This is a genomic window from Enterocloster clostridioformis (assembly GCF_020297485.1).
GTDB classification, from domain to species: domain Bacteria; phylum Bacillota; class Clostridia; order Lachnospirales; family Lachnospiraceae; genus Enterocloster; species Enterocloster clostridioformis.
In genome coordinates this window covers 3,509,377-3,530,899 of sequence record NZ_JAIWZC010000001.1, presented here as the reverse complement: position 1 = coordinate 3,530,899, position 21,523 = coordinate 3,509,377, and the positions used below count along the sequence as shown (strand labels likewise).

Sequence of the window (21,523 nt, the reverse complement as noted above, 5' to 3'; positions counted from 1 at the left end):
AGTGGCAGTGACAATTGAGAATATCAGAGTTATCTGCACGGCACCAGAGGGGATTAACCTTCTGGCCGTGCGGGTGGACACCAATGTGCCGGGCCTTTACGGCCTGGGCTGCGGAACCTTTTCCTATCGACATCTGGCGGTGAAGCTGGTGGTGGAAGAGTATCTGACGCCGCTTTTAAAGGGAAGAAATGCGGAAAATATAGAGGAACTATGGCAGCTAATGTATCAGAATGGATACTGGCGGGGAGGTCCCATTGAAAACAACGCGATCTCGGGAATTGATATGGCCCTTTGGGATATTAAGGGAAAATTGGCTGGTATGCCTCTGTATCAGCTGTTCGGCGGCAGGGTGCGCGAGGGAGTGCCTGTTTACCGCCACGCGGATGGAAGGGATTTGGAGGAGCTCTGCGAAAATATTGAGAGGTACCGGGAACTGGGTATCCAGAATATCCGCTGCCAGTGCAGAGGATACGGAGGGGAACGTTACGGTGTGATTCCTGAAACCGCCCCCCAAGGTGCTCTGCCAGGAGTTTACCTGGACGGAGCCCGCTATGTGCGGGACACGGTAAAGCTGTTTGCGGGAATCCGGGACAAAATCGGGTATGACGTCAAGCTGATTCACGATGTCCATGAGCGGGTGGCACCGCCGGAAGCAGTGAAGCTGGCCAGGGAGCTGGAACCCTTTGACCTGCTGTTTTTAGAGGATCCGGTGTGTGCGGAGCAAACCAAGTGGCTGCGGGAAATCCGGTGCCATAGTGAGGTACCCATTGCACAAGGGGAGCTGTTCAACCGCTCTATTGACTGGCGGGATTTGATTAGCGGGCATTTGATCGATTACATCCGGGTGCATATAAGCCAGATCGGGGGCATCACGCCTGCGCGCAAGCTCCAGATGTTCGCGGAGCAGTACGGAGTCCGGACAGCCTGGCACGGTCCTGGAGATATGTCCCCCATCGCGCATGCGGCCAATGTCCATATCGATCTGGCAGCTATGAATTTCGGGGTTCAGGAGTGGTCCGGCATTGAGCCGCCCAACTTTGTGATCCAGGATTTAAAGGGTCCCAAAGGTGCGCTTTTGGAGGTGTTTCCCGGACTTCCGGAATTTAGGAACGGCTACGTGTATCCCAACGAAAGGCCTGGTCTGGGGGTGGACATCAATGAGCGGGAGGCAGCTAAGTACCCTTGCGAGAACACGGTGACCATCTGGACCCAAACCAGGAACCGGGACGGAACTCTCCAGACGCCGTGAGAATATAGAGTATAATTGATGAGGAGTGTAAAGAAAATGGTATACGACTATAAGGAAAAATTCAGTGTCCGGGGAAAGAAGTGCATTGTGACCGGCGGGGCTCAGGGCCTGTCCAGAGGTATGGCGGAAGGGCTTTTGGAAAACGGCGCCGAGGTGGTTTTGATGGATCTCCAGAAGGAGAAGCTGGAACAAGCGGTGGAAGAATACTGCGGGAAGGGCTATAAGGCCCACGGCGTAGCCGGCGACCTGTCCAAAAAGGCAGAACTGGACCGGATGTTCGATGAGGCTATGGAACTGCTGGGAGGAAAGCTTGATGTTATGATTCCGGCCGCAGGCATCCAGAGACGTTATGAGCCATGGGAGTTTCCGGAGGAGATGTGGAACCTGGTGATTAATGTGGACTTAAATCATGTGTGGTTTATGTGCCAGCGGGCCATTCAGGTCATGCGGGACAAGGATACCGTTGGCAAGATCATCAACATCGGTTCTATGAATTCCTTCTTTGGCGGAACTACCGTGCCGGCGTATTCTGCGGCAAAAGGAGCTGTGACTCAGCTTTCTAAGAGTATTGCCTCCGACTGCGCGGATCACAGCATCTGCTGCAATGTAATCGCCCCGGGCTATATGGACACGGAGATGTGTGCTAATATGAGCCAGGAGCGCAAGGACGAGTGTACGAAGCGGATTGCCGCAGGCCGGTGGGGCAGACCCGAGGACTTAAAGGGGCCCGTACTGTTTTTAGCTTCCTCTGCCAGCGACTATTTAAACGGTGCGGTTATCCCTGTAGACGGAGGATTTCTGGTGAAGTCATAGGAAGCGGATTAGACGAATTTAAAAGTATACAATAAAAATGAGATAACCGAAAGCAAGGAGGGGATGACGCTTTAGTGCATTAGCCCCTTCTTGTTTGTAAAAGGGAGAAGAAGACAATAAAAGATGCCTATTCATAGCCGCTCATCCCGTCCCTGCCATTTACGCATAATCCGTATGATATATCAAGACCTGGTCAAACACATCCTTATCCTTCATGATACATTTCTCATTTCCCACTGTGACAATGGCGCTGCGTCCCAAAATCTCATCAATAATCCGGGCTGCCTCCTGCTGGTGGCAGAGGTCCGCATTCCTGATATCTGAAATCATTTCGTTTATTTTGCAGGAATCCATGTTCACCATGTCCCTGCGCATGTGCCGCATGCGGGTGCTTAAGGTCCCGGAGGGCGGCAGGGCCTGGGCATAGGCGTTCAGGATGTAGCCGTCCAGTTCCCCGCGGGTCAGCGGAAGTTCCATGAGCTGTGCGCCGGTTGCCAGGAACAGCTTTTGCGTACTCCTGACTTCCGGGTCCGCGGTACTCCACAGGGAGAAATAACCGGCAGGAATATAAAAGTCAATGCCGCTGTCATAGGCGCCGCCCTGGTAGCGTATGGCCGGCTTTAAATATTTATCCGCCACAGCCATGAGAAAGGGCAGATAACGCCCTTTAAAGCCGGGATTTTCATAGAAATCGCCCATGAGCCGCGTCTCCTGGCAGGAGGCCTCCACGCACACGGCCAGCCTTTGCTTCTGGTCCGGGATCCAGATGGCGGGAGCCAAAGAATCATGATCTTCCTTAAAAACGGGAAGTCTCCCCAGTATATCCACGGCAGCCTGTTCCAGATTTCCTAATACGTCCGGTGAAGCGGCTGCCAGAAATACCAGGCCACGGCGGTTTAATATGGTATGGGAAATGGTTTTAAGTTTGGAAGCCGCCATGGTCCCAAAATCAGGATCTTCCTTCAGCCGTTTCAGTACATCCTTCAGAAAATAATAATTCTCCTGGCTGTTTAACATATTGCGGAATCGGCATTCCTGTCTCGTATAGCCTTCGGACAGGCTGAAGGCCAGGGCAGAGGCATTGTCCCCCTTGGACTGGTCGTAGTCAGGCAGATATTTTTCCAGTACCTGTATGATGGTATCCGTGTCGCCGTAATCTCCGCCGCCCATTACATCCAGGAGAAAATCCAGCCCGGCCTCAAAATCTTCGGTCAGCCCGAACCAGAATACGCTCATCATGGGATGGTTTTGGGGGCCTGCCTTCCTTGCGGGATACAGCTCGTCAAAGGTACAGTCGTGAAGGTATTCCTGCTCCAGGTTCTTCTGCTGTTCCACCGTAAACCGCTTTGTATCCAGTTCCGTGAGAAGCATCTGATAAAGCGTAAGGTAGTTAAGATCGTCCTTCTCAATCCGGCTGATGTCAAAATAGAGCTGGTAACTGCCCACGCCCTGCGAGGGAGAGGGGGATGTGTAGCATGTGATGGTTCCCCACTGTCTTTTTGTGAAGGAGCATGGTTTGGCCGGCTCCGGAAGATCCTGGGGCCGGATGATAAAGTCCATATTGCTACGCTGCCTGGAATTCCAGTCATGGAAGGCGGCTGTTTCCTCTATCAGCTGTTTTTGCTCAGCCGCTGTCATGGAAGCCAGCTTTTCATTAAGATACTGTTCCTTTTCCTCCTCCAGCTGTTCAGCCAGACCGGGCACGGGCTCGGTCACGACCAGGGCGCTGGCCCGGGGATGAAGGGCAGTGGCAGCCAGCTTTTTTATGATGGCCTGGTCTGAGTCTTCCTCAAAGCGCCGGAAGGCTTCCTCATAGAGCTGAAAATAATCGGTCCGGCCTGTGGTGCTCCAGTAACGTCCAATTTCCTCAGACAGGTTAAAGCCCAGATGGGGGGCTTCCCGGGTAAGGGAGTCGGTGAGGCGGTTTTCCTTCATGGATGCCCGGTACAGTTTGGGGGACAGACCATCACGGCAGATATCCTTAAGGGCCTTTCTGATGGAGTCCAAAAATGCCTCCCTCAGACAGGAGTCACCGTTGCGCAGGCGGAATTTTAAGGAGGGGTGGGGCAGCAGAATATCCAGATAGACCTCCATCACATGGTTGAGTCCCATTTCCCTGGCATATCTGTGCCAGGGAGAGGTATCGTTATCCAGGATATCCGCAAAGAGGTCCCAGTATATGAGTTCCTCCTTTGTGCAGCCTGACAGGTCTATGCCGTAGTCCATGACAGAGGCGTGTTCCGAGGGGCTGCATGATAAGCGGGACTCTGTGCCGTACAGGTCCTAAAACCTGGTTTCACCGGTTCCTCAAACTCCCCAAGAAGGCTGCGGCCTTTTGAGGCGGCCCTGGAAAGGTGCTCCCTGTCCAGGAAATTCAGTATGGCCCTGTAATCTATATTTCCATATAGGGTAATCAGGCAGTTGGAATAGCTGTAGCACCGCTCAAAGGTTTCCCTGGCCTGCTCATAGGACAGCTCTCTGTAATGCAGGTGAGCCCGCCCCAGCAGGTTGGCAGTGCGCGAGCCCTCGTAAAGGGTATGGGACATGGCGCTGTCTGCGTTTTCCAGAATGTCGGTCAGATGGCCCCAGTCCTCGCTGAGCACCGTGCCCTGCATGGTCAGGGGGCCATTGACGGATGAGAGCTCATACCGTATGGCCTCCCTCAGATAAAAATTTTTGTCCTTCAGGGCATCCGGCTCTTCCATGCAGCACAGGAACACGTCCATCAGTTTTAGAAGCTGCTCCTGGCTCTGGCTGCACACCGGATAGCAGGTGAAGGTATTGTCCGTAAGACCGTTCATAAAGGTGGCGTAGCTCTTGCTGTCCATGTCAAAAAAGATATCCCTGCTGGGATACTTTTTACAGGAGGAAAGAATAAGATGCTCCAATATGTGGGAATTATCCCGTTCATCCATCTGAGGCGTCCGGTAAATCAGGTTAAAACCCAGTTCCCGGTCGTCATTCTGAATATATAAAAGCTGGGCGCCGCTGGATTCATGGTTAAACAGAACGGTCCTGGCGCCCAGCATGTGTATGGTTCCAAGTTCGGTGACGGTGAAACCGCTTATGGTTTCACCAATCCTTGGCAGTGAAGCCATGGTAGTCCTCCTTTAGTTGTAATCGTCCTGATGAAATCTTTCTATACTATAGCATCAGGCAGACGTATTTTGCAAGAAGGAATCCTGATAACGGTCCGCAAAGCACAGCCTTGGCAGGCCCATAAGAGGGGCGGCTCCGGCCAGGGTAGTGCCATAGAACAGGATTTTGTCCTTAAATGGAAGGAAGTCCACGATGGATCCGTTACAGACAGTGCTTCCCGTGCACAGTACCAGATCTGCCAGACGGCACAGGGACTGACTGGTCTCAGGGATGCGTCCGTCCTCAACAAGGACTCCGAAGCGCTTCTGGCCGATATTGGACGGGCTTAAGTCAACTGCCCTAACGGACCACATCCGCGGCGCAGAATTCCGGCCCTTCATTGCGGCAGTGGACCGTACAGTCCACTCTGCCCAGGTGTTTCATGACAGCGTTCAGGGCCGCTATGAACAATCCGCGGCTGTAGGGGTCATTTGCCAGGTCCAGGGAGCATATTTCTTCCAATGTGCCCCGATATGCAGAGGGGGCATCGGTAAACGCCTGTCCCAGTGCGCCCAAACATTCTGCCTGAACCATCACATCCTTTCCTGTTATGATGGGAAAATCCTTCCGTTTGGTAATACCTATGGCTTCCTCCGGCGTGAGGGATTTTGTGTTGATTACCACCTGTTCGTCCAGAATCCCTTCCTCTGTCAGCAGCTTCATGAAACGTGATCTTAATTCGCTGTAAAATGACAGCGCATCATTGATATATGTCATTGGACAATCCTCTTTTCTTTTTGGCGCTCTGGCGCAGTAATGATTTGATTTCTCCCCAGAAACCCTTCCACCTCCGCGGAAAAATGCCCGTTTATCAGCTTGGAGGTGTCGGTGACTGTCTTTAATTCCCCTTCCAGAAGAATGGCCGCGCGGCCTGCAAGGGTCCGGGCTTCCAGAAAATCGTGGGTGACGAAGATGATGGTGCAGCCAAAATGCCGGTGAATCCGGCGCAGCTCCTGATACAGGGACTGCCGGGTGGCAGGGTCCAGGGCTGAAAATGGCTCATCTAATAAAAGAACCTGGGGAGCCGGTGCCAGGGCTCTTGCCAGGGCTGTGCGCTGGCTCTCGCCTCCGCTCAGGGTTCCGGGATACTGGTCTCTTATGTGGGAGATGGACAGCATTTCCATAAGCTCCTGTGCGCGGCTGTCCTGTTCTTTTTTTGAATATCCGTGCATTTTCAGTCCATAGGAAATATTTCCTTTACCTTCATATGTGGAAACAGGCCATAGTCCTGATACACAAGGCCCAGCTTCCTCTGACCGGGCGGGATGTCCCGTATGTCAATTCCGTCAAAGAGGATGCTGCCGGTGTCCCCGGGAAACATGCCGCTGATGGCCTCCAGAAGTACGGTCTTACCCGAACCCGTGCGGTCCAGGATGGCGAAGATTTCCCCCTTTTGTATGGTAAGAGAGATGGGTGACAGTGTAAAACTGCCTCTTTTTACGGAAAAATTGTTGATAACTATTTGGTTCATCGTATGAACACCTGCCTTTTGTTTCTGTCAGCGGGACTGGTAAGCAGACGGGAGAGAAAGAGGGCCAGCCCGGAAATCATCAGCATCAGCATGGCAGTTGCCATGGCGGCCTGGTTGTCGCCGGTGGATATGCTCAGATAGATGCTGCCGGGCAGGGTTTCCGTCTTAAAACGGGTAATTCCCACCACCATAAGGGTGGCTCCGAATTCACCCAGGGCTCTGGACCAGGTCAGGATGAAGGTACTCACAAGGCTTCTGCGGCAAAGGGGAAGGAGAATGGTCAGAAAGCATTTCCAGGGGGAAGCCCCCAGGGTCCGGGCAATGAATTCCATCCGCTGGTCGGATGCCTCGAAGGCCGTGCGGATGAGCCGGATGGCATAGGGGAGATTTACCAGGATGTGGGCCATGACAATGCCCGCGGGAGAAAACACCACCTTAAAGCCCTGCTCTTTCAGCCATTTGCCTGCAGGTGATGAAAATATGATAAGGAGACTGAGTCCCAGAAGCAGGTATGGAAGGGACAAGGTCAGTTCGATGATGATGCCGGACAGCTCCTTAAAGGGCATGGAGGTCCGGGTCAGGGCATAGGCGGTGGGAAGTGCCAGAGCCATGACAATAAGGGTGGAGAGACTGGCGGTGACCGCGCTGAGACGCAGGGCAAAGAGCACTTCCTTCTGGCGTATGGTTCCGGCAAAGGCGGGAAGCCCTCCGGCTGCAATGGCGCAGACCGCGCTGCCGATGAAAAGAATCGCCAGCAGCGCCACCGCGACGGTCAGGGCTGAGAACAGGTCTGTCCCTCTACGCCTCCTATGTTTATTCCGCAATTTCATATCCATACTTTATCCAGATTTCCCGTGCCTCCCCTGAATTTAAGTAGTCCAGAAATGCCTGTCTGGCGTCATGATCCGCAGAGCAGATTAAGGAGGCCGCGGGGATGGTCTTTATGTAATCTTCCAAACCGCTGTTATCCACGATTTCCACACCTTCTGCATCGCAGTTCTCCTTCCAGATGATGGCTGCGTCAGCCTCTCCCGCGGCAATGGCAGTTGCCATCTGGGGAGCCGTGGCAGTGGATGCCGCTATCTGTACCTTGTCAAGGATACCTGCATCGCTCAGGGCCTTTTTGGCAATCTTTCCAATGGGAGTAGAGTCCGCATCGCCGATAATGAGGGACACGCCCTCTGCGGCCAGGCCGGACAGAGAGGTAATGTTTTTCGGATTGCCGCTCTGTACTGCCAGTACGGGTATATGTTTTACCAGCGCCCTGCTTTCGGATACATAGGACTCAACCGGTTTCAGTTCCTCGGCTGAACCGGCTATGAACATGTCGCCCTCTTCGGATGTGGTAATCTGGGACTGAATCTGGCCGGCATTGGCGTATGTCACGTTCATCTCGCAGCCGGTGACCGATTTAAAGCTGTCTGCTATTTCCTGGAACGGCTTTGTTATGCCCGCGCCGCAGTAGATCATCAGGGTATGGCCTGTCAGGTCTGCTGCGTCCGCGGTTGATGTACCGGCTTCGTCAGAGGCCGGAGCTGATTCCTGTGTCTGCTGTGGGGCAGAGGACTGGGCAGTGCCGGAGGATGCGGCACCGCAGCCTGTTATAAGGGCAGATCCTATGGTGCCTGCCAGTAGAATCCCCAATACATTTTTTCTCATGATACGTCTCCTCCATATGGATAATTATAGTAAATCTATCATATAATGGAAAAGCGTTATTGTCAATAAAATATAACGGTTAATATTTCCCGCTGTGCCGTGTGTCTGTTTTCTGCGCCGTGCTTTTTTGTATGTTTCCTTTTTCAAGCTGGCACACCACATCCCCTGTATGACTTATGAAGGTACGGTCGTGGCTGACGGCCAGCAGCGTTCCGTCGTAGCTTTCCAGCAGATGTTCCAGACCCTCCATGGTATACACATCCATATGGTTGGTGGGTTCGTCCAGAATCATGAAGCTGCAGCCTGATACCAGAACCTTGGCCAGGGCTGTCTTGACCTTTTCTCCTCCGGATAATACGCTGACTGGTTTAAACATATCGTCTTTAGTCATATAGAGGTTGGCCAGGACGGCCCGGCAGATATGCTGGGGATAGGCTGCATCCTCCGCTACATTTTCCAGCACGGTTTTTTCCGGGTCCAGGGTGTCCAGGTCCTGAGAAAAATAGGCGACTCTTGCTTCGGAGGCAATGAAGGTTTCGGGGGCCCTGTCCATCAGGGCTTTGATTAAGGTGGACTTCCCGGCCCCGTTATTGCCGATGATAAAGGTCCGTTTCCCTGCCTCTATTTCCAGGCTCACATCGTCCAGTACAATGCGATTCCCGTAGCTCACGGTGAGATGCCGGATAGCGGCCGCGTTTTTGGCCCGTATCCGCCCGGCGTCCGGCAGTCTCATGGACACCTGGGGCGGTTCGTCCGGGCGGTCCTTTTTATCCAGGTGCTCCAGCCGGCTCATGACAGAGGATTTATTGCTTTGCACATGACCCTGCTGGACAGCGGCGACGCCTTTGTAGAGCATCCACTCGCTGCTTCCCATGCGTTTGGGCGGCTTTGCCATTTTCCGGCTTTTTCTCTGCAAGGCGTCGGCAGCCCGCTCCAGCCGCCTTTTTTCTTTCTGGTACTGCTGGTATTCAAATTCCTGGAAGCCCCGTTCACGTTCCTTCTGAGAGGCCCAGTCAGAGTAATTGCCGTCAAAGACGCGCACGGCTGCCCGGTCCAGCTCCCATATCTGATTGCAGACCTGGTCCAAAAGCGTCCTGTCATGGGATATCATCAGGATGGCCCCCCTGTAGCCCCTCATCATTTTCTCCAACAGTGCCACGCCTTCCATATCCAAATTAGTGGTGGGTTCGTCGGCAAAGAGCAGCGGGGCCTGGCTGGAAAATGCCGCCCCGATGGCGCGCCTGGTCTTTTCGCCCCCGCTTTTTACAGCGCTGTCACGGAGCTTTAATTGGCTTAGAAGCCTGGCCTCAGGTTCATCCTCAGTTTCACCGGTCTGGAGAATCTCCGCAATGGGACAATACCTTTTCACCACGCCCTCGTCGCAGGCAATCCTTCCGGAGAGGACGCCTAAAAGGGTGGATTTCCCGGCTCCGTTGCGTCCGATGAGCCCAATCCGGTCCCCATCCCGGATTTCCAGTTTTTCAATATCCAGCACAGTCTGAATTCCATATTCTTTTTTAATATTCAGTGCATTTAACAACATAAAAAATCCCTCCTAAACGCACTTCGTTCAGAAGGGATATAAACCTGGCCTGTGAGGAAGCCGAAGGAGAGGGAATGTACAGGTCAGGAGCGGTTTGCGCGCGCCTGCCGGGACATGCCGTCTGATGCGGCGGAGGCATATGGATAGACAGATGCATCCTGTTATATAAAAATATGGCCCTGTGGAATATGATTCCCTGTATGACTGAACGAAATGACAAAGACACACAAAATCCGCCCGGCTTTTATACAGCCAGGAAAGGGTGTGTGTAAATCATCTGCTGCTGTTCAATCATCTAATAATCATATTTCAGTTAGCCGCCTTTCTCTTATACCATATTGTACTTATATTGTGGAATGCGGTCCGCGAATCAATTCTGATTATAGGGGATGGGAAATATAATGTCAAGATCTTTACTATTGTTTTACATATCTGTGGTAGAACGGGGTCAAGCAGCGGGGTATGATGGTAATTGGAAAGAAGTAATCGTAAGAAGTAACTGCAAAGAGTCCAAAACGTTTTATAAAAACCGGAAAAGGAGCCCTGTGAATGATTAAAACCTATGTATTAGATACCAATGTGCTGATTCAAGCCCCCTACGCTGTGAACTGCTTTGAGGAGAACTATATTGTGCTTCCCATGGTGGTGCTGGAAGAGTTAGATAACCTAAAGAAGGCAGAGGGAGAGCGGGGAGCCAATGCCAGGGCTTCCATCCGTATGCTGGAACAGCTGCGCATCAAGGCACAAATTATAGGGATACGGGCTGAGGACTTTATCACGGAACAGGTGTCGGACAGGGATGAGCAGTACACGGGACGCTGCGAGGTATTCATACCGGAGGAGGATGTGAAGGAGTTTAAGAAAAAAGGGATTCCTGTGGATAAAGCATACATATCTGACGAAAGCGGTGGACACAGCTGTCCGCAGCTGTGGGAAAACCAGTTTCTGCTTCTGAAAGCGGACCAGTCCGTAAAGAAAACGCTGCTGGGACGGGTTCAGGGAGACAGAATCGTGCCGCTGGAATACAAAAAGAGCAAACCATATGGCATCAGCCCTAAGAATTCAGGGCAGTACTTTCTGCAGGAGGCGCTGATGCAGCCGGCGGACAAAGCGCCTCTGGTGATTGTAAAGGGAATGGCGGGAACGGCAAAAACCTTCTATTCATTGGCCGTGGGACTGGAAAAACTGCTGAACAATCCAACGGGGGAATACCGGCGGATCATCATCAGCCGTCCCAACGCCCAGTTTGACGCGGATATAGGCTTTCTTCCGGGAGATGAACAGGAGAAGATATCGCCTCTTATGAGACCGGTAATTGACAACCTGGAGCAGCTCATTGATTCCAACGAGGAAAAACGTTATGAAGACGAGGCAGAGCTTAAGGGTAAGGTGGACGAGATATTTGACCGGGGTCTGATTCAGACAGAGGCTCTGAACTATATACGGGGCCGTTCCATTGTCAAGACCTATCTGATAATAGACGAGGCCCAGAATATGACGCCAAACCAGGTAAAGGGTATCATCACCAGGGCAGGGATGGGGACAAAAGTCATCCTTTTGGGCGATCCAAACCAGATAGACAGGACCTTTCTGGATGAACGCACCAATGGACTCAGCTATGCGTCGGAACATATGAAGGGAAGCGGGCTCTGTTGGCAGATTACGCTGAATGCCAGCGAGTGCGAGCGCTCAGAGCTTGCCATGGACGCGGTGCGGCGTCTGTGATGAGCGGCGCCTGCGATGAGCGGCGTCTGTGACGTCTAAAATCTGCGGCCTCCATTTTGATGCCTGCATTTATAAAATAATCATTAAAAACCTGTCTGTACATTGCTTTCCCATGAGAATTAGGTTATAGTTACTTTCGGATGAATGATCCGCGGCTGCCTGGGGAATGTACCGGGCAGCAGGCCGGACAATGGGGAAAGGATTGTTTGCAGATGAATAAAATCAGAGAAAAATTCCAGCGTTTCATGATAGGAAGATATGGTATGGACCAGCTGGGCCAGTTTATCATGTATGCTGTGCTCGTGCTGGTTTTCCTGAACGTTGTTGTCAGGGTAAGGATATTGTCCTCGTTTCTGTATATCCTGGAGCTGGCGGGTTTTATCTGCCTGTACTTACGGATGTTTTCAAAAAATGTGGGGAAACGCTATCAGGAAAATCAGGTTTATCTGCGCCTGCGGTTTTATGTGACGGAATATTTCAGGAAAATCAAATTCCGTTTTACAGAGGGACGGAAATACCGTATCTTTAAGTGCCCGGGATGCGGGCAGAAGGTGCGTATCCCCAGGGGACACGGGAAGGTCAGCGTTCATTGCCCGAAGTGCGGGACGGATTTTATAAAGAAGAGCTGATGGTTCTGCGGAGCCCTCCAATAGATTTTCTGAAGCGGCCATTTGGGAGGAACGGACATACTCCCGGGTGGCCATTTCTATCTGATGAAGAAAGACAGGCGAAGAGGCATTCTAAGTCCTAAGGCTTCTCCGACAGCAGCCGTATGGAGGTGGCATACTCAGAAGGCGTCATAGTGGTAATCTGCTTGAACTGCCGGGAAAAATAATGGATGGAGCTGTATCCCAGGCGGTCTGCAATCTGGGTGAAATTAAGCTGGTTGTCGCGTATCATCTGTTTGGCTGTGTCAATTTTCATCATGGAAAAGAATTCTATGACCCCGCAGCCTTTTGTGTCCCGGAACAGCTTTTGCAGCTGGGAGCGCCCCACCAGGTTGTCCCGGCAGATTCTGTCTATGGTCATGCGTTCGCCCAGATGTTCCTCCATATAGCGTACGATTCGGTTGTAGGTGTCATTCCCGCTGCTGGCCTCGGCCAGAAAGCGGGAAGAACGCACTGGCAGGGAGTAGGAAAAATATCTCCTGTAAAGATGGATAATCAGCTGTTCCAGGTAATGGCTGATGAGCTGGGCTGAACCAAAGGTCAGAGGTTCACTGTTAAAGATTAGCTCCTCCTGGTACGGGTCATCCAGCCTTCCTCTGAATGTGTTTCTGGCTTCCACGATGATTTGGGCCAGGAGCTCTTTTTCCGTATCCTGGACCGACATGAGCTGATCCTCGAATGACTTTATGGCAGGTGAATGGCATACAAATCCAATGACCACCAGGCTTGGAGAGACCTTTCCGTTGGTCAGCACGTTGTGGAACTCATTGGGCTTGTGAAACAGAATATTTCCCTTCTTTAAGGTCAGGCGCCGCTCTCCGGCCAACGCGTCGATTTCACCGCGGTCCACACATACCAGTTCCCAGAAATCGTGGCTCTCTCCGGGAAAGGAGAAGTCGCTCATATACTGGAAATAGTGGACGGAAATAACTCGGTTGATGGTAATGCTGTCTTCCAGTACTACACTTTTATAGGCCATGGAATCCTTCCTCCCGCACTGTATTTTTCTAAAACGGTCTTATATTCTTGAATTATACCACAGTAGTCAATCCCACAGAATACAATCATACAAATTAAATGATAGAATGTGCAAATAAAAATCCGTCCTCTGTCTTGTTACAAAAAAGGCTATCCGCTATACTTTATTTAAGTGAAATCAAGAGCCATGGGCTTATGAAATACAGCCCAATAGAAAGATATAAGGGAGGATACGGACATGTCTAAGACAAGAGGAAGAGTTACGCTTCCCAGTGAATCCGGTTTTTTGAACGAGACAAGGGAGCTTATGGAGCGCTGGGGCGCTGATGCCATCCGTGACAGCGACGGGACAAAGCTGGACAGGGATGTCAAATCTCTGGATGCGGAGATCTACACCACCTATTTTGTGGCAAGAGGCCACAATGAATTTGCGGTTAAGCATATGGAGGAATGCCAGCAGCTCTACCTTATGTCCCGGCGCTTTACCGCGGTGGGGAACCATCTGGAGATGGACTTTATGGAGGGGTATTTTGGCCAGCAGGTGGTTCCTGACTGTTACCATGACCCAAAGAAGTGGTGGGAGGTCATGGACCGCACCACGGGCCAGGCGGTCCCTGCCTCCCGGTGGGAGCTGACAGGAGCGTCCATGCCGGAAGGATTTGGCGATGGCAGGGAGTTTAAGGGAGTGTTTGACGGTGCCGGGGAAGCCGCAGAAACCAACGAATCAGAAGCCACTACCGCCCCCATGCGGGTGGTGATGGAGCATGCTTTGCCCTTCCACGAATACACGGTATCCTTCCTGGTATACGCGGTGTGGGATCCTACCCAGATGTACAATCACATAACCAATAACTGGGGAGATAAACCCCATGAGATTCCCTTTGACGTGCGCCAGGAGGCTTCGGGCCTGTTTGCAAGGGAGTACCTGGTACAGTGGTTAAAGGATAATCCGGATACGGATGTTGTACGGTTCACCACGTTTTTCTACCATTTTACGCTGGTATTCGGAAGCGACGCAAAGGAGAAATTTGTAGACTGGTTCGGATACGGGGCAACGGTCAGCGTCAAGGCTCTGGAGGAATTCCGGGCGGAATACGGCTATGCCCTCAGACCTGAGGATATTGTGGACAATGGGTACTATAATTCCTCATTCCGGGTTCCCACCAGACATTACAGGGATTATATGGACTTTATCCAGCGGTTTGTGGCAGGCAAAGCCAGGGAGCTGGTGGAGCTGGTCCATCAGGCGGGGCGTAAGGCCATGATGTTTTTGGGCGACAACTGGATCGGAACCGAGCCTTACGGCGCTTATTTCCCGAAAATCGGCCTGGATGCCGTGGTGGGCAGCGTGGGAGGCGGGGCAACGCTGCGCCTTATATCGGATATTCCGGGGGTGAGCTATACGGAAGGCCGTTTCCTACCCTACTTTTTTCCGGATACATTTTATGAGGGAAATGATCCTGTGCCTGAGGCGGTGGAGAACTGGATTTGCGCCCGAAGGGCCCTGATGCGCAAACCTGTTGACCGCATCGGATACGGGGGGTATCTGAGTCTGGCCTGCAAATTTCCGGGCTTTGTGGATTACATTGAAAAAGTTGCGGAAGAATTCAGGGAAATCTACGGCAATATAGGAGGAAGCAGGCCTTTTTGCGGGCTGAAGGCAGCCGTGTTAAACTGCTGGGGAAAGCTGCGCTCCTGGCAGCCATACATGGTGGCCCATGCCCTTTGGTACAAGCAGACTTACACGTATTTCGGCATTTTGGAGGCGCTGAGCGGGGCAGGCGTGGATGTGACATTTATGAGCTTTGACGATATACGCAGTTCAGGCATACCAGAGGACGTGGATGTGATCATCAATGCAGGGGATGCGGGTACGGCCTGGTCCGGCGGGGATGAGTGGCTGGATGAGCAGATTCTCACGGCAGTGAGGCGGTTTGTCTGGGAAGGCGGCGGCTTTGTGGGAGTGGGAGAGCCCAGCGCCGCAGAGCGGGGCGGACGGTATTTCCAGCTGGCAGATGTGCTGGGGGTGGATAAGGAGCAGGGATTTACCCTGTCCACGGATAAGTATCATACAAAACAGGCAGACAGCCACTTCATTACACAGGACGTTTTGAGGGATGAATCAGGAAGGCTGGTTCTGGATTTCGGGGAAGGGATGAAGAACATATATGCTTTGGGAGCGGACACGGAGATTGGGGAATTTTCAGACCATGAGGTCCATCTCAGCGCCCACCCATATGGAAGAGGACGGGGCGTGTACCTTGCGGGCCTTCCTTACAGCCATGAGAACACCAGGCTTCTCATTAGGAGCATGTACTATGCTGCCTCCAAAGAAAAGGAAATGAAGATATGGTTTTCAGACAATCTGTACTGTGAGGTGCATGGATATCCTGAGGCGGGAAAATACGCGGTGGTCAACAACACCAGCCGGGCGCAGTCAACAGTGGTCTATGACGGGGATGGACACGGGGCACCCATGGAGCTGGGGCCATGTGAGATAAGATGGTTTGACTTATAAGGCGGCTGATGTGTAAGGGATTGTATAGGGATATCTCCAATAAATATACAAAATAACCCACATGAATCTTTGATAAGAGCGATATTTGTGTATTATAGATAGGAAAAGCCTTTTTGTGCAAATAAATTAATTTATAGTGCAAAGAACTTCATGTGCATATTTACTATAATTGGATTATCAGTAGTGAATATGAATCAGCAAAAACACAATAAGATTCAAGGAGGACGTATTTTATGAAAAACAGAAAATGGATAGCATTGGCACTGGCGGCAGCCATGGTTGGTTCCCTGACAGCCTGCGGCGGCGGGTCCGGCGCCACGGAGACCACGGCAGCGGCAGCAGCTGACACCACGGCAGCTCCGGCAGCAGATACCACAGCAGCGGATGCTCAGGCACCGGCCGGAGACGGAACAGGTCTGGTATACTGGTCCATGTGGGAGTCCACAGAGCCCCAGGGCCAGGTAATCAAGGAAGCAGTTGACAAGTTTTCGGCAGACACAGGAGTGGCCGTGGACGTACAGTTCAAGGGACGTACCGGAATCCGGGAAGGATTACAGCCGGCCCTGGATGCGGGAACCAACATTGACCTGTTTGACGAGGATATTGACCGTGTGAATACTACATGGGGCGCCTACCTGATGGATTTGGAAGAACTGGCCAAGGCAGCTGATTATGACGCAACTGCCAATGCAAGCCTGATGGAAGCCTGCCGCGAGGTGGGAGGAGGAACCCTTAAGTCCATTCCTTATCAGCCTAATGTATTTGCGTTTTTCTACAATAAGGCAATCTTTGAGGAAGCAGGCGTCACCTCTGTTCCCGCCACCTGGGCAGAACTGGATGCGGCATGCCGGAAAATCAAAGACGCGGGCTATACGCCTATTACATGTGACGACGCATACATACTTTGTCTCTTCGGATACCATATGTCCAGACTCAACGGCTATGACAAGACATCGGATATCGTAAAGAACAATAAGTGGGATGATCCGTCTGTGATGGAGACAGCCAAGGCTTACGCGGATTTTGCCCAAAAGGGATATTTCTCAGAGAATATAGCATCTAACGTATTCCCGGCAGGACAGAACCAGGAGCTGGCATTGGGAACAGCAGCCATGTACCTCAATGGTTCCTGGCTTCCAAACGAAGTAAAGAACATGGCAGGCGACGACTTCCAGTGGGGATGCTTCAGCTACCCGGCAGTGGAAGGCGGTACAGACGGTCCGGAAGCGGCAAACTACGGCGGTCAGGTGCTGGCTATCAACAAGAATTCACAGAATGCAGAGGATGCTTTTAAACTGATTACCTATATTACCAAGGGCGAGTTTGACAAGAAGCTTTCTGAGGAATCCCTGGGAATCCCGTCCGACACCACAAACTCAGAGTGGCCTGTACAGCTTACAGACGTGAAGCCTGTAATGGAAAGCTTAAAGACACGTTATCCGTGGGCTGCCGGAGCAGAGGACAATGTGGATATGACGCCAATCATCAAAGAGAACATGACCAAGCTTTGCAGCGGAGCCATTACAGCGAATGAATTTGTATCCAGCCTTCAGGCGGCAGGAAAGTAATCAGATTAATACATTCGGCACATTTTGCATGGAATATGCAACAGTGAGGTGGCATCGTATAACGCTGCCGCCTCTTTTTGGACTCCGGAGCGTATCCGGAACAGGTTTATGTTAGGAGGAACCGGCGTGAAAAAAAATAAGGGAATGATAATTGTGTTCATGACACCGGCGTTGGTGATGTTCGTCCTGGTATTCCTTTATCCCATTATCAGGACTATCCTTATGAGCTTTTTCAAGATTGAGGGAATCACGGACCCCATGTCAAAATGGACCTTCAGCGGTATTGATAACTATGTGAAGCTGGCGAATACCACCTTGTTCCGCATCTCCATGTGGAACCTGGCCCGGATATGGTTTATCGGCGGTATCATCGTCATGTCCCTGGCTCTGCTGTTTGCCGTAATCATTACCAGCAGCATCCGCTTCAAAAGCTTTTTCAGGGCAATGATTTATCTGCCTAACATCGTCAGCGCGGTGGCCCTGGCGACCATGTGGCTCCAGTATGTCTACAGCCCCAAGTACGGACTGATTAAAAATTTCTTCCAGGCTTTGGGCCTGGATTCCCTGGCAAGGATACAGTGGCTGGACAACGACCACAAATTCATGGCTCTGCTCCTGGCCTACTGTTTCGGCATGGTGGGCTATCACATGCTGATATTTGCCAGCGGCATCGAGCGCATCAGCGACGATTATTTTGAGGCAGCCACTCTGGACGGGGCAAATAAGTTCGGCCAGTTCCGCTATATAACACTTCCCCTATTAAAAGGAGTGTTCAGAACCAATGTTACCATGTGGAGCGTTACCAGCGTTGGATTTTTCGTATGGTCCCAGCTGTTCTCCACGGTCACGGCTGATACCCAGACCATTACGCCCATGGTTTATCTGTACATGCAGATATTCGGGGCGGGCAACAGCGTCACGGAGCGCAATTCCGGCATTGGAGCAGCGGTCGGCGTAATGCTGAGCGTATGCGTGGTCATTGTGTTCTGGCTCTGCAATCATCTGCTTCAGGACAAAGATCTGGAATTCTAGGAAAGGGGGAAAACATATGTCGGGATTATTTCAGAAAAAAGAAAAACTGTACAGGGAACCGGTGCGCTGGAAGAAGGAACTGAAGCTGGCCCCCGGATACCTGATTCTTACCCTGTGGATTCTGTTTACCCTGGCCCTGCTGGGCTGGGTCCTGATGGCCAGCTTTTCCACCACCAAGGAGATATTCGGCAATAAGCTGCTGGAGAGCGGATTCCATATAGAAAACTATGTGAAGGCATGGGTCAATTCCAATGTATCCACTATTTTCTTTAACTCCCTGTTTTATGCGGCGGTATCCTGTACCCTGCTGATACTGATTTGCGCGCCTGCAGCCTACGCGCTGTCACGTTTTGACTTTGTGTGCAATAAACTAATACAGTCATCCCTGGTGGCTTCCATGGGAGTACCGGTAGTCATGATTGTGCTTCCGCTGTTTGCCGCGGTGGCAGGTCTCAACATCCTTAACAATGTGTCAGCAAACCGGGCGACTCTGATATTCCTGTATATCGGAATCAATGTACCCTACACCACCATTTTCCTAACTACCTTTTTTGCCAATCTGTCCAGGGCGTTTGAGGAAGCGGCTGCCATCGACGGCTGTCCGCCTGTAAAGACCTTCTGGCTGATTATGCTTCCTATGGCCCAGCCGGGAATAGTGACCGTTACAATATTCAACTTCATCAATATCTGGAATGAGTATTTCATCTCCCTGATATTCGGAAATTCCGATAAGGTACGGCCGGTGGCAGTGGGCTTGTATTCTATGATAAACTCCATGAAATATACAGGTGACTGGGCCGGTATGTTCTCTGCTGTTGTCATTGTGTTCCTGCCAACCTTCATCCTGTATATCTTCCTGTCAGAGAAGATTATAGCGGGCGTAACCGGAGGCGGCGTGAAGGGATAAGGTGAAACGGGAAGCGTGAAGGAATAAGGATATATCATGTGAGGAGGAAGGACAGCATGTCTCAGAAACCAGTATTAGTGATTATGGCGGCGGGTATGGGAAGCCGTTACGGAGGATTAAAGCAGATTGACCCCGTGGACCCCTATGGGAATATTATCATTGATTTTTCCATATTTGATGCCAGGGAGGCGGGATTTGAAAAGGTCATATTCATTATCAAGAAGGCCATTGAGAACGATTTTAAGATTCATATTGGAAACCGCGTCAGTAAATATATGGATGTGGCCTATGTTTACCAGGAGCTGGATAAGATTCCTGAGGGATACCAGGTGCCGGAGGGCAGGGTAAAGCCGTGGGGGACGGGCCATGCAGTGCTTTGCTGCAGGGATTTGATTGACGGGCCTTTTGCGGTAATCAACGCAGATGATTATTATGGAAAAGAAGCTTTTCGCATGATTTATAACCAGCTGTCCTCCGTTGAGGACACGGGCAGATACCAGTATACAATGGTGGGCTACAAGCTGTATAATACCCTGACAGACAATGGATATGTGGCAAGAGGCGTGTGCCGGACAGATGCAGACAGCCGTCTGGTGGATATCCACGAACGGACCAGGATTGAAAAGCATGGGAATCAGGCGGAATATACGGAGGATGACGGCGCCACATGGACAGAACTTCCTGAGTCCACCATTGTTTCCATGAACATGTGGGGGTTTACAAAGAGTATTCTGGGCGAGCTGGAGAACAGATTTGGGGCGTTCCTGGATAAAAACCTTCCTGTAAATCCTATGAAATGCGAATATTTCCTGCCCTTTGTGGTAGATGAACTTCTAAAGGCAGATCTGGCTGAGGTGACTGTGCTAAAGAGTGTGGACCGCTGGTATGGAGTTACCTATAAAGAAGATAAAGAGACAGTGGTAAAAGCCATTAAGGACCTTAAGGATAAGGGATTGTACCCGGAGAAACTTTGGGAGGAATATGTGAAATGAGTGCAGAAATGGATAAACATATACTCAAGGAGGCGGCCGGGGCTTTTGCCACGGATGGGGCGGCAGTGAGCTGCGAGCGCTATGGAAGCGGCCACATCAATGACACCTTCCGTCTTATATGTGAGAACCGCCCTTATATTCTTCAGAGGATGAATACGGATATCTTCCAGGACCCGGTGTCCCTTATGCGCAATATTGAGGGGGTCACCACCTTCCTGAGGCAGGAGGTCATAAAAAACAGCGGGGACCCGGACCGGGAGACCCTGAACCTCATAAAGACCAGGGAGGGAGCTCCTTTCTATGTGGACAGTCGGGGGAATTACTGGAGGATGTACTTATTTATTGAGGGAGCCACCTGCTATAACCTGGTGGAGAAGCCGGAGGACTTTTACCAGAGCGGAAAGGCATTTGGGCATTTCCAGAGACTTCTGTCCCAATATCCTGCCAGAGAGCTGGCAGAGACTATCCCGGGTTTTCATGACACTCCGGGAAGGTTCAGGGCTTTCAGGAAAGCGGTGGAGGAAGATATCTGCGGACGGGCGTCAGAGGTTCAAAATGAGATTCGGTTTGCCATGGACCGGGAGCAGGATATGGGGCTGGCCATGGATATGCTGGCTAAGGGCGAACTACCGCTGCGAGTGACCCATAATGATACCAAATTAAACAATATCATGATTGATGACAAGACCGGCCAGGCCATCTGCATCATTGATCTGGATACCGTTATGCCGGGACTTTCCATCTTTGATTTTGGGGATTCCATCCGCTTTGGCGCCAATACCGCGCAGGAGGATGAAACAGATTTAAGCAGGGTGTCCCTGTCAATTCCTCTCTTTGAAATCTATACCAGAGGCTTTCTGGAGGGGTGCGCGGGAAGCCTTACCGGAGCAGAGGTTAAAATGCTTCCTCAGGGTTCCAGGCTCATGACCCTGGAATGCGGCATCCGGTTCCTTACGGATTATCTGTCCGGCGACACTTACTTTAAGACTGCCAGGGAGAAGCATAATCTGGATCGCTGCCGCACCCAGTTCGGACTGGTGGCGGATATGGAAAAGAAGTGGGGAGAGATGGAACGTATTGTGGAGGATGTCTGTAAGGGCTGAGACAAGAATAAGACTAAAGTAAAACCGGGATAAAATAAGGTGAAAGGCGTCTGCCGTGGAGGCAGGCGTCTTTTTTGCGGGATGCACCGGTATGAGGGGCACCGGTATGAGGGGCGCCGATGTGGGGAGAGCCGGTATGAGTAGCACAGGGCCGGGGCT

General features: G+C 51.5%; 14 protein-coding genes and 3 pseudogenes. 10 read left to right on the top strand and 7 right to left on the bottom strand.

Translation table 11 applies throughout. The features are described 5' to 3' along the window. Window position 1: 1 nt before the first annotated feature. Entirely contained in the window at window positions 2-1,249 is a 1,248-nt protein-coding gene (locus tag LA360_RS17745) for an enolase C-terminal domain-like protein (RefSeq protein WP_022202309.1), read from the top strand. A 36-nt stretch (window positions 1,250-1,285) separates the two neighbouring features. Next, window positions 1,286-2,062 carry an SDR family oxidoreductase gene (locus LA360_RS17740; protein ID WP_022202310.1) on the top strand — a complete coding sequence of 259 codons (777 nt, stop codon included), beginning with the start codon at window positions 1,286-1,288 and terminating at the stop codon, window positions 2,060-2,062. A gap of 159 nt (window positions 2,063-2,221) precedes the next feature. Here LA360_RS17740 and LA360_RS17735 read toward each other — a convergent pair. The 6 genes and pseudogenes from LA360_RS17735 to abc-f all read right to left on the bottom strand — a co-directional run bounded on the left by LA360_RS17735 (window position 2,222) and on the right by abc-f (window position 9,873). Next, window positions 2,222-5,160, bottom strand: a pseudogene (locus tag LA360_RS17735) (insulinase family protein). 54 nt (window positions 5,161-5,214) lie between these two features. Continuing rightward, a pseudogene (locus LA360_RS31470) lies at window positions 5,215-5,917 on the bottom strand (hypothetical protein). Continuing rightward, window positions 5,914-6,671, bottom strand: a pseudogene (locus LA360_RS31465) (ATP-binding cassette domain-containing protein). The pseudogenes LA360_RS31470 and LA360_RS31465 overlap by 4 nt, the downstream one beginning before the upstream one ends. Next, window positions 6,668-7,507 carry an ABC transporter permease gene (locus tag LA360_RS17715; protein ID WP_022202316.1) on the bottom strand — a complete coding sequence of 280 codons (840 nt, stop codon included), beginning with the start codon at window positions 7,505-7,507 and terminating at the stop codon, window positions 6,668-6,670. The pseudogene LA360_RS31465 and the gene LA360_RS17715 overlap by 4 nt, the downstream one beginning before the upstream one ends. Next, window positions 7,485-8,330: a molybdate ABC transporter substrate-binding protein gene (modA, locus tag LA360_RS17710; RefSeq protein WP_022202317.1), complete on the bottom strand. Its 846-nt coding sequence runs from the start codon at window positions 8,328-8,330 to the stop codon at window positions 7,485-7,487. Before modA ends, LA360_RS17715 begins: the two co-directional genes overlap by 23 nt. Window positions 8,331-8,409: 79 nt before the next feature. Further along, window positions 8,410-9,873: a ribosomal protection-like ABC-F family protein gene (gene abc-f, locus LA360_RS17705; RefSeq protein ID WP_089775796.1), complete on the bottom strand. Its 1,464-nt coding sequence runs from the start codon at window positions 9,871-9,873 to the stop codon at window positions 8,410-8,412. 549 nt (window positions 9,874-10,422) lie between these two features. On the opposite strand from abc-f, the gene LA360_RS17700 reads away from it, so the two are divergent. Both LA360_RS17700 and LA360_RS17695 read left to right on the top strand, forming a co-directional pair. Further along, window positions 10,423-11,598: a PhoH family protein gene (locus LA360_RS17700; protein ID WP_022202320.1), complete on the top strand. Its 1,176-nt coding sequence runs from the start codon at window positions 10,423-10,425 to the stop codon at window positions 11,596-11,598. 212 nt (window positions 11,599-11,810) lie between these two features. After that, the gene (locus tag LA360_RS17695; protein WP_002586695.1) at window positions 11,811-12,227 is read left to right on the top strand and encodes a hypothetical protein; all 417 of its coding nucleotides are present in this window, start codon (window positions 11,811-11,813) and stop codon (window positions 12,225-12,227) included. A 118-nt stretch (window positions 12,228-12,345) separates the two neighbouring features. Here LA360_RS17695 and LA360_RS17690 read toward each other — a convergent pair whose 3' ends face one another. After that, a complete protein-coding gene (locus LA360_RS17690; RefSeq protein ID WP_022202321.1) occupies window positions 12,346-13,245 on the bottom strand; it encodes an AraC family transcriptional regulator in 900 nt (299 codons plus the stop codon). Window positions 13,246-13,482: 237 nt separating this feature from the next. Between LA360_RS17690 and gnpA the strand changes: the two genes are divergently transcribed. The 6 genes from gnpA to LA360_RS17660 all read left to right on the top strand — a co-directional run bounded on the left by gnpA (window position 13,483) and on the right by LA360_RS17660 (window position 21,364). Continuing rightward, window positions 13,483-15,762 carry a 1,3-beta-galactosyl-N-acetylhexosamine phosphorylase gene (gene gnpA / locus LA360_RS17685; RefSeq protein WP_022202322.1) on the top strand — a complete coding sequence of 760 codons (2,280 nt, stop codon included), beginning with the start codon at window positions 13,483-13,485 and terminating at the stop codon, window positions 15,760-15,762. 233 nt (window positions 15,763-15,995) lie between these two features. After that, the gene (locus tag LA360_RS17680; RefSeq protein WP_057571240.1) at window positions 15,996-17,330 is read left to right on the top strand and encodes an ABC transporter substrate-binding protein; all 1,335 of its coding nucleotides are present in this window, start codon (window positions 15,996-15,998) and stop codon (window positions 17,328-17,330) included. A gap of 126 nt (window positions 17,331-17,456) precedes the next feature. Then, complete coding sequence (locus LA360_RS17675) at window positions 17,457-18,362, top strand: carbohydrate ABC transporter permease (RefSeq protein ID WP_022202324.1); 906 nt, start codon at window positions 17,457-17,459, stop codon at window positions 18,360-18,362. Between the two features lie 16 nt (window positions 18,363-18,378). Further along, on the top strand, window positions 18,379-19,269 hold the full coding sequence (locus LA360_RS17670; RefSeq protein ID WP_022202325.1) for a carbohydrate ABC transporter permease: 891 nt from the start codon (window positions 18,379-18,381) through the stop codon (window positions 19,267-19,269). A gap of 56 nt (window positions 19,270-19,325) precedes the next feature. Then, window positions 19,326-20,261, top strand: coding sequence for a nucleotidyltransferase family protein (locus LA360_RS17665; RefSeq protein WP_057571241.1), 936 nt, complete (start codon window positions 19,326-19,328; stop codon window positions 20,259-20,261). After that, a complete protein-coding gene (locus LA360_RS17660) occupies window positions 20,258-21,364 on the top strand; it encodes a phosphotransferase enzyme family protein (RefSeq protein WP_022202327.1) in 1,107 nt (368 codons plus the stop codon). Before LA360_RS17665 ends, LA360_RS17660 begins: the two co-directional genes overlap by 4 nt. Window positions 21,365-21,523 lie beyond the last annotated feature (159 nt).

Coding starts and splice junctions, on each gene's coding strand:
- LA360_RS17740 (WP_022202310.1), top strand. CDS start 1,286: ATGGTATACGACTATAAGGAAAAATTCAGTGTCCGGGGAAAGAAGTGC.
- LA360_RS17715 (WP_022202316.1), bottom strand. CDS start 7,507: ATGGATATGAAATTGCGGAATAAACATAGGAGGCGTAGAGGGACAGAC.
- modA (WP_022202317.1), bottom strand. CDS start 8,330: ATGAGAAAAAATGTATTGGGGATTCTACTGGCAGGCACCATAGGATCT.
- abc-f (WP_089775796.1), bottom strand. CDS start 9,873: ATGTTGTTAAATGCACTGAATATTAAAAAAGAATATGGAATTCAGACT.
- LA360_RS17700 (WP_022202320.1), top strand. CDS start 10,423: ATGATTAAAACCTATGTATTAGATACCAATGTGCTGATTCAAGCCCCC.
- LA360_RS17695 (WP_002586695.1), top strand. CDS start 11,811: ATGAATAAAATCAGAGAAAAATTCCAGCGTTTCATGATAGGAAGATAT.
- LA360_RS17690 (WP_022202321.1), bottom strand. CDS start 13,245: ATGGCCTATAAAAGTGTAGTACTGGAAGACAGCATTACCATCAACCGA.
- gnpA (WP_022202322.1), top strand. CDS start 13,483: ATGTCTAAGACAAGAGGAAGAGTTACGCTTCCCAGTGAATCCGGTTTT.
- LA360_RS17680 (WP_057571240.1), top strand. CDS start 15,996: ATGAAAAACAGAAAATGGATAGCATTGGCACTGGCGGCAGCCATGGTT.
- LA360_RS17670 (WP_022202325.1), top strand. CDS start 18,379: ATGTCGGGATTATTTCAGAAAAAAGAAAAACTGTACAGGGAACCGGTG.
- LA360_RS17665 (WP_057571241.1), top strand. CDS start 19,326: ATGTCTCAGAAACCAGTATTAGTGATTATGGCGGCGGGTATGGGAAGC.
- LA360_RS17660 (WP_022202327.1), top strand. CDS start 20,258: ATGAGTGCAGAAATGGATAAACATATACTCAAGGAGGCGGCCGGGGCT.